The organism is Enterobacter sp. KBR-315C3_2022 (genome assembly GCF_041399425.1).
GTDB lineage: Bacteria > Pseudomonadota > Gammaproteobacteria > Enterobacterales > Enterobacteriaceae > Enterobacter.
The window spans coordinates 184,794-197,900 of the sequence record NZ_JBGKEB010000005.1; the positions used below are offsets into that span (position 1 = coordinate 184,794).

Consider the following 13,107-nt stretch of genomic DNA (forward strand, 5'->3'; position numbering starts at 1 on the left):
GTCAGCAGGCAGGGACAGTAATCTGATCAACCCAGTGTATTTTTACACAATAACAGAATGCGGGTACCGGCCTACTGATCTGCCGTCACCGTCGAGTAGCTACTGATTAGCTGCTTCAGGCGCAGCTCTGTCTGGATTTTTTGCGCGGACGGGATCATCCCTGAGTTTTCCCGAATGCTCATCTGCCGCAGCTGTTCTTCAACGGGCACAGTTTTACTGAATGCCTGGGTAGCAGCAAACACCTGTGATTTCAGCTCGCTGACAGTAATATACTTTCCTTTTTGCCTATCCAAGGTATTGAGCTGTGCCGTCAGATCCTGCAGTTTGAGCATACCCTCATGCCATCCATTCATTGCATCAGTTGACAATGTTGTGACGTTAACCTGTTGCTGCCACTGCTGTGTCAGAGGCTTAGCCTGCTCCGGCCACAACGACTGAACCTGTTCGATAAGTTTTCTGGCGTAAGTGATATTCCAGTCAGGAGGTAATTTATCCAGCCGGGCAAGCTGCTGCTGTGCCTGTGCGATAAGGTCCTGAGGTAACGGAGTCTGCTGACGCAAAATCCCCAGTTGTTCAGATGTGAGAGGTGCAGGGAACGGAGCCAGTGAAGCAGCAAGCTGATTCTGTAGAGGGTCTGGTCGGTGTAGATACTGCCAGCCCCACACTGATACGATACTTATCACCAGCATGGTACACATCCCGGCGGCGAAGGATTTCCATTTTTTTATCGGAGTGGGCACTGCTGCCAGCACTTCCACGTTCGGCTGCTGTTCCGGTTGCGCGACATATACCCACTTCACTGTAGTGCCGGGTACCTGGAAATCGTCATCCAGACCACCAGCAAGGTCTCTCGTGGATGTTGTCGCATCATTCATCGTGGTGGCAGGCAACACTACCCCAGGCTGAATATTCGGCCCGATGCTGGTAATACCATCGCTGTTTTCCAGACGGATAGAGCTGTTGTGTATCTGAGTACGCAACGTATCGAGCTGGCTGAGATGTTTTAGCTCCAGGCGCTGCAGCACCTCGCCAAGGCCTGTAAGCAGTTGCTCCGCCCGGTACAACTGGCTAAGGTCACTGTAATTGAGCGGGAGCGAGCGCATCCGTTGCTGCAGGCGCTGGCTCAGACTGCTGAGAATTTCCATGCGGGCATGGACTGGCTGCGGCCACAGCGCTCCCCACTGATGGCCTATCAGGGCCTCGAGTATCGCCAGTCCTTCATTGAGTCCCAATAAGCCAGCCAGCTGCGTACGCGCCAGCGTATACCAGGCTGCCGTCTGCAATTCCACGCCGTTCTGCTCAAACAGTAAGAGACAGAGTTTTTCGACATAATGCCAGTTCACATCCGGGCGAGCCGGATGGGTCAGCTTGCCCAGTTCATCACGCAGGGCGGCATAATCTGGTAGCGCCCTGGGGTCGCCGCCAGTTTTGATTTTACGCGTGGGGATATCATTCATGACCAGTTGTCCATTCGAGAGGTCTAATGCTATGGAGCTATTAGTGTTTGTGCGGTTTCACTTTCAACCTGATTAACCAAGAGTCTTATAAAGGGAAATGCACAATGAAACAAACCACAGCGCCAACAACGAAAAAATGGCCTTATAAAACAAAACCCTGGCTCCATACCAGCGTTCAACCAGAGAGCAAGTGTTACTCTTTCTTTTTGCCCATAAATGCGCCATCCCGTTGTCGAATTCAGTGAGATCGCTTTCACTCTCAATGAGCTGAAAAAGTCGTTCATCCAGCCACAGGCGCCAGCAGTAATAATGAGTCAGCAAAAAGAGTGCCATAAGCAACATACAACTGGCTGAAAATAAGAGATTAAAGATCAGCGCCAACGGCGGAAGCGTCAGTGCTGCAAAGTAGCGCCAGCTCGACAGATGAATGTGCATGATTTTGTTGGTCATGGTGATATCTGACATTGCAGCTCCTTACTGAACGTTTCCAGAACCTGAAGATGAGCGAAAGTAAGCACCACCTGAGGTCGCCGGGATTTGATTAACGCCACGGCCTGCGTGACCGACCCGGCGTGCCCTTCTTTCAGCAGCCAGGCCGCTACAACCGTTGCGCTGCGTGATAAGCCTAAGGCACAGCACACCAGTACACTTTCATGTCTTTGCTGCAGCTGACTGAGCTTCATTACGGCCTGGCGGATGTCAGGTACGCCTGGCACCACCAAATCCATCAGCGGGTAAGCCTCCCAGCGCTCTGCTTTGCGGCTACCCTTATGAAATTCAGCCGTCAGGTCGAAAACGGCGGCCTGCGCAATGGTTCTATCCGGAAAGCGACCCAATGCCACCCCGCCATAAACAACGTTGCTCAGAGATCTCCGCCGGGAAAACCATTTTTTTGAAAGCCATGCTCCGGCTAAATAAGGGAACAACAGCCAGCGGGCAGAGAGGGATAAATCACCGTGGATATTTTTCTGGAACACCGACACGCCGAGTCCGGCATAGCCCGCCGCCACCATCAATAATGCCGCCGCAGGCCACAGCAAGATGACACCCTGGGGGATCCATAATCCCGCCAGTAAAAACACTATCCCACCAACACAATATTTAGTGGCGAGCCGCATGGCGTGCACTGACGGTCGCTTCCACCGCCCGTGGCCTTCAACCGGAATGGCATAGCTAATCATCACGCCGACCACAAACCCGCTAACGACATCGATAAAATGGTGCTGCCATGTGGTAAGCACAGATAACGCTATCAGCAAAAACCATGCACCGGAAAGAAGCCTTGCGCCTTCCCCCAAATGCTGACGAAAACGCAGCCATAGCAGCCATGTCAGGATGATATGCAGCGACGGAGCCTGGTTATAAGGCAAATCAAACTGTTCGAGCTGTTGAAATAACCAGCCAAACATTCCCTGCGTTTCCGGGCGCACGAAGGTGAATTTCAGCGGGAACACGAGAAAGCCCACGCTGGCAATAAGCGATGCGGCGAGCAGCCGACAGCCGTGGCGGGTCAGCTCCTGCTTTGAAGTGCAGATAAACAGCGAAATGCCATACAGCAGGTCAATGCTCCAGTAAGGCACGATGGTCCAGGGCATAAATGGGATAGCATGTTCCCAACCAATGACCATGCTTCCCACATCATCACGCGTGGCCGTGAACTGATTCACCTGCCCATAGCTGAGGAAAAACAGCGGTCCCAACAGCACCAGCCAACACAGCCCCTGTTTCCAGAGGCTGACTTTGTTCTGCATGAGCATAGACTCAGCCATGCTGTTTTCTCACGGCCAGCGAGACGGTGAAAATACCGAACTCATCAATCACCTGATGGCATTTCTCGAAGCCCGCCTGTTCCACCAGCGTATCCATCTCTTTCTGCGTGCGCACACGCATCATCCACGGAATGCCGTTCTGGTGGCTGGTTAAGGTATAGGCGATGGTTTTTAACTGCGGATGCCACGGCTGCCCGGTGTAAACCAGCACGCCGCCAGGCGGTATTGCAGCAGCCAGCCCGGCAAGCGAGGCTTTAATTAAGTCGTTATCCGGGAAGAGTTCATACAGCCCGGAAACGATCCCCAAAGTTGGAGCAGGATCGAGCGAGGCAAGAGAGTCATAGTCGAAAGCATTGCCCTTTTTGAACTGAGCTACATGGCTTAATCCGCGCTGTTCAACCATAGCCTGTCCTTTTTCCACATTCAGGTCGCTGTAATCTCGCAGCAGGATGCTTTCGATATCCTGATTTTTTTCTAGTGAGTCAAGCACATAGCGGCCATGCCCGGCCGCAATATCCACCACGCGCACCGGCATACCGCTGTCTTTCAGCCGGGTGACCGCCTGCTCAATCACCTGCTGAATATTGACTTTTCGAACCCGAATGCCCCTCCAGCCAATGCTGCTAAGGTAGTGCCTGTCTATCATGCGCCCCAGAATACCTTTACCTTCCGGGTAGTTACGGTACACATAATCCAGCGTACTACCGGAATCAAAGCCGGTCTCGTAGCCCAGACGCATCCCTTTCGACAGTCTGCCGACCGTTTTCATGCCATAGCTCAATGAGGAATAGAACATCCCCTCCAGCGAGAGTGCTTTTGGCGGTGCCTGCAACTCACGGTACGCGTCGGCACTTGGGCTCCACTGATCTTCATGGCTGTAATCGAAGTGATAAGGTTTTGTCGCATAGAGTTTGTCGATAAAGGTTTTCATTTTATCGAAGGCCAGGGCGCGATCTTTTTCACCCAGCGTATCGTGATAGAAGCCGGGTAAAATATGCTGCTCTTTGATGGCACTGCGCAAACCGGCGTAGAACTGTTTTTGCGGCTTCGCATGCACCACAAAATCATCACCCGAGATAAGCAACTGAGTCGGCAGCGTAATGGCGGCGGAGTCGGACACAATGCGCTCAGCCGTTTTGTAGAGATCGAGAAGAATGTTCACCGCGATTGCCCGCGTGATGAGTTTATCCTGCTCAAAACTGGCTACACGCTCCGGATCGTGGGTAAGGAATTTCCCTTTCACGTAGGAGTTGACGTAGAACAGGCCACGGATCCGCTGCATCAACCCAAGGCCCGTTCGGGCGAACGGCACATACAGCTTGACCTTAAAGGCCGGAGAAGCAAGCACCATCCCGCGAATTTCCGGCGCATAGTCATGAACCCAGGTAGAAACCAGCACCGCCCCCACGCTCTGCGCAATCACCACGATATCCTCGAGGCTGACCTGCGCGTCCTTCGCCACAAAACGGACAAATTCATCCACGTCCAGAACAGAGCGAGCCAGGCTCGGACTGTACCCGCGAGCGCCCGGCGACTGACCGTGGCCGCGAGCATCCCAGGCGTAGAAATGCGTATCGGGCATGACCAGCTCGTCGACAATGTGCTGCAGACGCCCGGAATGTTCATGCCCACGGTGAAACAGCACGATCACTTTCTTACCGTTGCCTTCCGTTGCAGGCCAGTGGCGAAAATAGAGTGACTCTCCATCGCTGGTTGTGAATGTACTTTCCTGAAATAAACGCATTTCCTGGCTCATGTGATTTTCCTTGTCGCCTGCTGTTGTAATGTGACGAAACGAGTGAATAACGATTGTTTAAACGTGACTTTATCCGCGTTGTGAAACAGCGGTTCGTCGATAAAGATATCGATAAAAAACGGCACAGGGATTTTCTGGCCTTTGCCCATTGAGCGGTCCAGCCCGTGCATATATACGGGAATAATCGGCACCTCCGGGCACTGCTGGCTTAAATGCCAGATGCCGGATTTGATCTCTGAGAATTTCCCCGGCTCGCCGCGAGTGCCTTCGGGGAAAATAATCACAATTTTCTTTTCCGCCAGCGCATCGACGCAAGCTTGTAGCGGATTGGCCTGATGGGCTCCGCGATAAACGGGGATGATGCCAATGACCTTGAGTGCGAACCAGCCAATCACTTTGTTACGCAGGAAATAGTCTGCTGCCGCCACGGGCTGCACGTTCACCAGCGTTGAAAGCGGAAACAGCGTGAACAGCGTCAGCACATCCAGATGGCTGTTGTGGTTCGCCACGATAATAGCCGGACCTTCTACAGGAAGCTTTTTGCGACCCGACACGCGAACGCCCAGCCATATCCAGACCACGGGGTACGCGATGCACAGCGTAAAGATCCAGCGCAGAAAACGGTTCATCTGCGCCCCTTATACGTAGAAGTAGTAATAGAAGTGGAAGAACAGCGGCGCGGTGTAAATCAGCGAATCCAGACGGTCAAGGATGCCGCCGTGCCCCGGCAGCAATTTACCGGAGTCTTTCACACCAAAATCGCGCTTGATGGCCGACATCACCACATCGCCGCAGAATCCGCTCAGGCCGATAATCACCCCGGCACCCAGCGAGTGGATCCAGTTCATCGGCGTCAGCAGCGGGCCGAAAATGGCCGCCAGCAGCGTGGTGGTCAGCATGCCACCCAGCAATCCGGCCAGCGTTTTATTCGGGCTTACCTTCGGCGTGACTTTGATTTTCCCCAGCGATTTTCCCCACAGATATTGCGCAATATCGTTAAGCTCAGTGGTTGCCACCAGGAATATCACCAGCAGTGCACCCGCTTTGGTATCCACGCCAGGCAACATCATCAGAAACGCAACGTGGCTTAAAGCAAAGACCGTTGTCATCATGCCCCAGTGCATGACGGACGCAGAATGCAGGAACCCCCTCGTATCACCGACGAGCACCATGCGGGCGGGCAGGAACAGAAAGACGTAAATCGGGATGAAGATAATGAACATGCCGTACCACGACATGCCCACCCAAATGTATTGCAGCGGGATCGCGGCATACATCCACAGCAACGGCACGCTGTCGGAGCGGCGAGTCGGTGCCAGGGTCAGATATTCCTTCAGTGACAGGAAGCTGAGAAGTCCAAAGAAGGTGAGCGCCAGCCCTTTTGGTGAGAGCATCGCCAGTGAAAATAAGCCAACGATGACCCACCAACTGTTGACCCGTTGCTGAAGCTCCAGCCAGTCACGTTGCGGGCGACATTTTTTTAAGGCGAAGATGATAACGGTTGCCAGCACTAAAACGCTGAAGATCCCGCCAAGGCAGTAATACAACGTGTGCAGAGAATCAGGCATATTTGACCTCCAATGCACTGCGGCAGCGGTTGATTGAGGTCCAGGCCAGCAGCACCGCCGAGGCACCAAAGACGATATTGGCAACGACGATATACTGCGGCCAAAGCGCGATTAACAAACCTAGCGCCCCCAGAACAAAGGCGCGGTCGCTTTTACCCATCGGACCACGATAATTTCGGCTGCCCGTCAGCGTCTGGGCCATGACGCCGCAAAATTCTGTCAGCCACGACAGCAACACCACCAGCACGACCAGCCAAGGACAAACCCCGGTCACAAAAGCAAATGCGAGATAGAGCGCGGCATCCGCGATAATGTCGCCGATTTCATTGAGGATCGCCCCAAGCCTGGACTGCTGGTTAAACTCCCGCGCTAACATGCCGTCGATGGCATTCAGCGCCATACGGACAAACAGATAGATAGGTAATAAAATATAGAGACGGGGTTCGGGAAAGAGCATCAACACTGCACCTAGGACCATTGAGATAATTGCCGCGCTGACGGTGACCTGATTGGCCGTAACCCCCCGGATAAACAACATACGGACTATTGGTCGTAATAAATCCTGAAATTTTGGTTTAATATCGTAAAGAGTCATATTGTAATTTGACAGTCCATTTATCAGAAAAATTTAACATCTTGCATTTCAATGCCCATTACCATTAATAAGTTGAATATGGTAACCATGACGTCAAATCACATCACCATTAACTTAATGGCGTGCAGGTATACCTGCACGCTTTCTCATTAATCTTCCTCAACAGTTTCTTTTTTACTCAAGCCGCTGTAGATAATGCTATCTGGTTCACCTTGATTATCACGCACATTTTTCTGTACCGAAATGGAGCCAAACAAGCAAAGAAAGTAGGCAATAGCATAAAACCCTTTTTCGCTTGGTAATAAATCCGCATTCCATAGACCAATCGCAAGCAAAATAATGGAAATGGCAAAAGAAGCCACGCAAGAGACATAATAGATCTGACTCGTCGGGATTTCTTCCACTCGATCCCGCACGGTTTTCTGTAACGAAATGGAAGAAAATACCCCCAACAGCATGACTGCAAAATAATAGCCTTTTTCATTCAGCATCATATCCGAACGCCAAAGTCCAATCAGATATACAAGGATACCGCCGACCAGTGCGATCCAGGACATGATATTGAATGCTGGCGAAGATGTTTTCACGTTAGATTTCATAGATAACTTCTATCCTTATTTTTTAGATTGAGTGAATCTCATGATTAAATAGTCCGTTAGTTTATTCGCCTCAACGCGGACGTCTGGTAAATACACCAGCACGCCCTCTGGAAGCCGACAGCCTCTTTGTGAGTCGACTTTAAGACCTCAACGGTGAATTATTGCAGGCCATCAGTGCAGCAAAATGACACCATAGACCGTTAATACAGCAACACCTCCCAGGAGGTACAGAGGAGAAAGCACGACATCAGTTGCCACAGCAGCTGGATAGAGAAGTCGTTTCGTAGAGAGAGTATTGTGGGTATAGAATTTCACCTTAATCGGATGGTCAAACTGGAAGACATCAGCCGGAACTTGCGCTTTTTGATGTATGGTGCCATGCAAACCAGAAAGCCTGATTTCGCACTCACCAGCACCGTTATTATTACCAGGACAATACCACTCTGTTAATTTGAGGATATTTAAGATTAGCATCTTCTCAGATTTATCCCGATAGCTATATTTCAGGGTAATCTCCCCACTGAACTGATTTTTTTCTTTATTCAACATGAAGGTACCATCTTCAGATACCCTGACCCTGGTCTTGTCAACTTTACCAGACACCAGTGCGCGTAAAAAATCACTGGCGCCCGAGGTAAGGGCATAATCAAAATTATTGCCAATAAACACCCAGCTATAATTTCCCTTTCCCGATTCGGTGATGGTTGCCGCAGTGAGCACATCATTGCTATACAACGCCCGGCCATTTTCATGGTCTTTTATGTCATTTTTCAGTTTTTTTGTTGCACAACCCGATAATGCCAGTATGGTTAGAACTAACGAAAGACCATTAACCATTTTTCTTACAAAATTATCCAAAACCATTCCCTCATAAGCGGTATTAATATCTCAGAACTATCGATTGACGCCGCCCCACTCATCCAGGTTTAATCGCAATATAAAAGAGGAGTGAACGTTGCGTAAGTGGATTTACGCATTTCCAGATCTGTAAGTTATTTCGGGATTTCCCCCCGTCAGCTTTGAGTGTTTCTCCATGTAAATATGCAATGACTGACAAGTAAACAAACTATTACTCATTCCGGTTCCGCTATGGAAGGAGCGCCAGAATCAAACCAAAAAACGTGCTTTCATCATAAACCTGCCCATGGTGGGATAAAGCACCAGACGGAGTAAAGGTCCAGTTGTTCACCGTGCCTGACCGCATAAATAATCGCCCCAGAGGCGTCACGAGTCCTCCATTATGGAAGGTCGCCTCCACGCACCCGGTTACACCCTGACCATAAAGGAATACCGGCACAAATTTTACAGACCGGTCGTCGATACGCAGAACGAGAGCATCAATATCAAATACTCTCCCCTCAACCAGCAGGTCCGTAACAGATGTACTGTACGCCTCCACGCTCAGTCCGGTACTTTCCAGCCACGCGTCCATCTGCTCCTGAAGTTTAGTCATTCGCAGGCGAAATTCTGCGATATCGGCCAGAGTCTTGCTGGTAAACGAGACCGGGGCAGGCTGTCTGGCCTGCAGTTTTTTGAGGAACTGTGCTTTTACTGACATGGTGTTCTCTGGCCTTACTGACGGGTTGCAGTATCGATATACTGCTGTTGCTTAAGATGGCGTAACATTACACGCCCCTCCGGCATAAACTCAGTGCCATAGCGCACCAGACCAATACCGCTAAGTTCTGCATCAATGGCGTAACGCAATTCGCCGGGGATTTCCTCGTCGAGCAGAATAACATTGATACTTTTCAGACGCGGCTCATATTTGAGCAAAACAGCCGACAGGGTACCCATCAGCTCATGGGCGGTACCCGACATGCCCTGCAGAATTTTGGTCATATCCGGCAGGCCATAGTCCGGCAGATGCGCCAGCGTGCCGGCACGACAGTTGAGGATACGCTGCATATTGTCGAGTACGGACAAAATGACCTGGTTCTGCTCGCTGACCTGATGCAGGTCGAGACCGCCGGTGAAATTGCCATAAAGAGTTTCATACAGTGAAGGACGGAATGACTCACTCATCTTTAAGTGCCTTCAGGGTCAGGCGGTTGTTACCGGCCTCAATCATCCGGGCTTTATCCGGATCGAGGTCATCACGGCTCAGGACTACGCGCCAGGTGTTGTTCACCTGGTCCGGCGACATAAACATTCCGGCCACCGCCACGTACTGCGCATTTTCCTCCATCGGCATATCGACCGTCACCGCGCCACCCGGCTGCAGGCGGATATCTTTCTCTGCCACCAGGTCTGCTTTAATAGCCTGGCTGTCGGCTTTAAACAGGGACGGGTAGTCCGTGCTGTCGAAGGTCTTGCGGTCCTTTAGCTGATAAATACGCACCACCGTCGACAACGGCACACCACCGGCATTGCTGTTCACGGCCTCGCGGGCGCGGATATCAAGGTGCAGGGTTTTTACCTGTTTATAAAATATCGATTTGGTCACGGCAATGGTGCCGTCTGTCACTTTTTGAGTCAGCCCGCACCCCGCCAGCATCAAGGTGATACCAGCGGCCAGCGCAGCCAGAGGAAATTTACCAGCGGTAATCGCCATCTTCATCGGTCTCCCTGCGGTGAATATTTTCCTGTACCCGCTCATAGCGGCCAAGATTGATGGTTATAGTTTTGGGGTGCGTGACTGTGTTTGCCGCATTCAGCGGCCGCATCACGGCGGTACGACCCAGTTGCACTGCTCCGGCGTCGGGTTTAGTGCTCATTGTCGCGTCCGGCAGCAGGCTACGGTCGACACACAGCTGCAGACGCACATCGAGGCGGGAGCCAAGATAGACATGCAGCAGCGCCATTAAATCCGAGTGAAGCTCACCGCCCGGTAACCAGCCCTGTACTTCAGCCGGGTCAGAGGTTGTCAGGCGCATCAGCACCTGGCTGTTCACGTCGGTGGCATAACTGCCCATCACCGGTCGGTTTGTCAGGGTGACGGGCTGGCTGACGCTCATGGTCAGTCGCTTCTTTAGCGGCACACGGCGTTTGTCATGGTGCCAGATTTTCGCCAGCGTGTTGGGTGCCAGCAGGCGCACCAGTGAGGCCATACCTTCTGCGGTACGTCCGGGCAATAACATGACCGGCAACAGCGCCAGAAAGCGCGAAGCCGGGGTCGCGATACTGTCCGTGCAGCCGTCAATGCCGAGCCCGGCCAGCCCCAGCAGATACTGCGAGGTTTTGTCCTTACCGCCCTCTTCGAAAGTCGCCGGGTATGAATATTTACGCCAGATACGGTAGTACTGGGCAATCAGCCGGTGGTTGAAGATATCGAGGAAATCTGCGGTGGCCTCATACCCTTCTCGGCGCTGGGTAATGTCATCGATATAGTGCGTTGGCAGCGGGGACTCCACGCCGTAGAGCCCCATAAAGGTGATGCGTACCGTCGGCGACAGATGCGAATGCTCAGACTGCTCAATCCCTTTGACTTCAGATGCCGGAAAGCCCATCCCCGGGTGTGGCCGAAAACGTACCGGTTCATGACGTACCTGCCAGGTACTGCCCGTAACCGGGTTGTCTGGCTGGCTCTGCTCCAGCAACTGGCAGAAGCGGTAAAAGTTGATATATGGCAGCCGGTCCCCCAGTTGTGCTATCAGCCGGGCAGACGCGGACTGTGATTCTCTTTCCACCGGATGCATTTTCCTTCTGGCTGAACGATAAGGGTAAGCTGATTAAACTGGTTCATGTCGGCATACAACGCGAAGAAACGGTTGAGCATTTCACCGAACAAATGGATGTCGCCCTCACCGGTGAAACCGTTGCTGTCGAGGGTCACTTCGATATCCAGCCCCCGAAGCAGGTAGCCCTGTTCAAAACGTTGAAGGCGATGGTGCTCCACATGCTGAATCGCCTCCAGACGCCGGGTGTTCAGTTCATCTTCCTGCCAGTTATAGAGCGCTAGCGTCCCGCGCAGCACTTCAGCCGTGCTCATCATATTCAGGAACCCGGAGCCCAGGTGACTCAGTACCCGCCAGTGGAAACGGTCTTCTACAGGCGGATAAACCGGCAGCGTGGGCTTGCAGAGGTTGCGCACCGTCAGTTGCGTATCCACCACCTGCTCACAGCGGTCCAGCAGCGTGCTCTGCAGCGCCCTGCGAGGTAACTGACCGTTGGTGCCGGTAATTTGCAGTGAGACAGCTTCTCGCTCAAACAGACGGTCATTTTCCCACTGGTGCCCGCCAAGGATAAGCCAGGTGTCATACAGCCCGGTCACGCTGCGCTTCACGCGCGTGTGGTAATAGCGCGGCGGTGCATGGCGACGCATCATCCCCCCCTTGTGGCGGAAGCTGCTGAACGGCACATACTCTGCGTCACTGGTCCGGTTTGAGCCTGTCACCGAATCCACCGAATAAATCTCGGTGTGTCCGTCCTGCAGACGTTTGGGGCGCAGCAGGTACTCACTTTCAAGCCCGGTAATGGTGAGCGGGTCAGCTTCCAGTGTGAACAGGTTAATCACCGGCACACAGTGCAGACGAACCGCGTCATCGGTGACCGGCAGCTCTGATGGCCACGGTGTGCTGAACACGACTTCGATGTCGAAATACTCCGCTCCGGCAGGCGGTGTAATGCCATCCAGGCCGTTGAGGTGGACAAACATAAACTTGTCACGGAAGGTGAAGTACTCCAGCAGCAGCTGGTAGCCGCTGAAGGCGGTATCGCCTTTCGGCCACAGTCCGTCCTCTTCAGCAAACCCGCCCGGCGAGAAATAGCCGTCAAGCCGGATACGGTCGGCCTGGCCAGGCAGGCGCATATACAGCGCCGCCTGCCGTTTGGTCAGCATCAGATGCAGCTGGCTGCTGACGGGGGCATCCGCCCCGAGATACAGGCTCAGAGGGCTGAGGTCAGCTCCGGACCAGTCTGCCTGGCTGCTACAGGCAAAGCGCATCCGCAACAGCGAACGACCGTCAGGCTCAGTCGTCATGGTAATGCCCGAAACGCTCAGGGGATTGAGCATCACATCCCGGGTGGTACGGTAACGACAGACCGTGTTCTTCGGCCCTACCGGACGGGAATATATCTCAAGACCCGCGGGTACCACTTCCGCCATTTTCATAGCATGCAACGCCGGAGTGAGTGCCACCACTGAGAGGGACGGAATGGTGCGTAGATAGTGTGGCCAGAGCATGCTGACCAGCCCTTCCGTCAGTTCCGGCAGATCGTCGTCAATTTTTTCGCGCAGCCGCCCCATCGAGAAGGCAAACCCTTCAAGCAGGCGTTCAACATACGGATCGGGCGTACCGGCCTTATCCAGGTCGAGCATTGCCGCCCGATCGGGGTGGGTTTGCGCGAACTCTTTCGCGGCTTCACGCAGGTAGCGCATTTCTGCGTCGTAATAACGCAGGGTTAAATCTTCCATTTATTCA

General features: G+C 52.8%; 14 protein-coding genes. All 14 read right to left on the minus strand.

Annotated features, from left to right (window positions below):
- Positions 1 to 71: 71 nt before the first annotated feature.
- The gene (locus AB8804_RS07885; protein ID WP_371184906.1) at positions 72 to 1,457 is read right to left on the minus strand and encodes a VasL domain-containing protein; all 1,386 of its coding nucleotides are present in this window, start codon (positions 1,455 to 1,457) and stop codon (positions 72 to 74) included.
- 72 nt (positions 1,458 to 1,529) lie between these two features.
- Positions 1,530 to 1,922 carry a hypothetical protein gene (locus AB8804_RS07890; RefSeq protein WP_371184907.1) on the minus strand — a complete coding sequence of 131 codons (393 nt, stop codon included), beginning with the start codon at positions 1,920 to 1,922 and terminating at the stop codon, positions 1,530 to 1,532.
- A complete protein-coding gene (locus AB8804_RS07895) occupies positions 1,904 to 3,226 on the minus strand; it encodes a phosphatase PAP2/dual specificity phosphatase family protein (RefSeq protein WP_371184908.1) in 1,323 nt (440 codons plus the stop codon). Before AB8804_RS07895 ends, AB8804_RS07890 begins: the two co-directional genes overlap by 19 nt.
- Positions 3,219 to 4,982, minus strand: coding sequence for a bifunctional alpha/beta hydrolase/class I SAM-dependent methyltransferase (locus tag AB8804_RS07900; protein WP_371184909.1), 1,764 nt, complete (start codon positions 4,980 to 4,982; stop codon positions 3,219 to 3,221). The genes AB8804_RS07895 and AB8804_RS07900 overlap by 8 nt, the downstream gene beginning before the upstream one ends.
- Positions 4,979 to 5,611: a lysophospholipid acyltransferase family protein gene (locus AB8804_RS07905; RefSeq protein ID WP_280029500.1), complete on the minus strand. Its 633-nt coding sequence runs from the start codon at positions 5,609 to 5,611 to the stop codon at positions 4,979 to 4,981. The genes AB8804_RS07900 and AB8804_RS07905 overlap by 4 nt, the downstream gene beginning before the upstream one ends.
- A 9-nt stretch (positions 5,612 to 5,620) precedes the next feature.
- Entirely contained in the window at positions 5,621 to 6,550 is a 930-nt protein-coding gene (locus AB8804_RS07910; protein ID WP_280029499.1) for a phosphatidate cytidylyltransferase, read from the minus strand.
- Positions 6,543 to 7,145 (minus strand): CDP-alcohol phosphatidyltransferase family protein, encoded by a 603-nt coding sequence (locus AB8804_RS07915; protein WP_371184910.1) that lies wholly within the window; start codon positions 7,143 to 7,145, stop codon positions 6,543 to 6,545. The genes AB8804_RS07910 and AB8804_RS07915 overlap by 8 nt, the downstream gene beginning before the upstream one ends.
- 149 nt (positions 7,146 to 7,294) lie before the next feature.
- A complete protein-coding gene (gene yiaA, locus AB8804_RS07920; RefSeq protein ID WP_371184911.1) occupies positions 7,295 to 7,744 on the minus strand; it encodes an inner membrane protein YiaA in 450 nt (149 codons plus the stop codon).
- Between the two features lie 171 nt (positions 7,745 to 7,915).
- Entirely contained in the window at positions 7,916 to 8,602 is a 687-nt protein-coding gene (locus AB8804_RS07925) for a hypothetical protein (protein WP_280029495.1), read from the minus strand.
- 229 nt (positions 8,603 to 8,831) lie between these two features.
- A complete protein-coding gene (locus AB8804_RS07930; RefSeq protein ID WP_371184912.1) occupies positions 8,832 to 9,302 on the minus strand; it encodes a hypothetical protein in 471 nt (156 codons plus the stop codon).
- A gap of 14 nt (positions 9,303 to 9,316) precedes the next feature.
- Entirely contained in the window at positions 9,317 to 9,769 is a 453-nt protein-coding gene (gene tssE / locus AB8804_RS07935) for a type VI secretion system baseplate subunit TssE (RefSeq protein ID WP_371184913.1), read from the minus strand.
- A complete protein-coding gene (gene tssJ, locus AB8804_RS07940) occupies positions 9,762 to 10,298 on the minus strand; it encodes a type VI secretion system lipoprotein TssJ (RefSeq protein ID WP_371184951.1) in 537 nt (178 codons plus the stop codon). Before tssJ ends, tssE begins: the two co-directional genes overlap by 8 nt.
- Positions 10,279 to 11,382 carry a type VI secretion system baseplate subunit TssG gene (tssG, locus tag AB8804_RS07945; RefSeq protein WP_371184914.1) on the minus strand — a complete coding sequence of 368 codons (1,104 nt, stop codon included), beginning with the start codon at positions 11,380 to 11,382 and terminating at the stop codon, positions 10,279 to 10,281. Before tssG ends, tssJ begins: the two co-directional genes overlap by 20 nt.
- On the minus strand, positions 11,337 to 13,100 hold the full coding sequence (gene tssF / locus AB8804_RS07950; protein WP_371184915.1) for a type VI secretion system baseplate subunit TssF: 1,764 nt from the start codon (positions 13,098 to 13,100) through the stop codon (positions 11,337 to 11,339). The genes tssG and tssF overlap by 46 nt, the downstream gene beginning before the upstream one ends.
- Positions 13,101 to 13,107 lie beyond the last annotated feature (7 nt).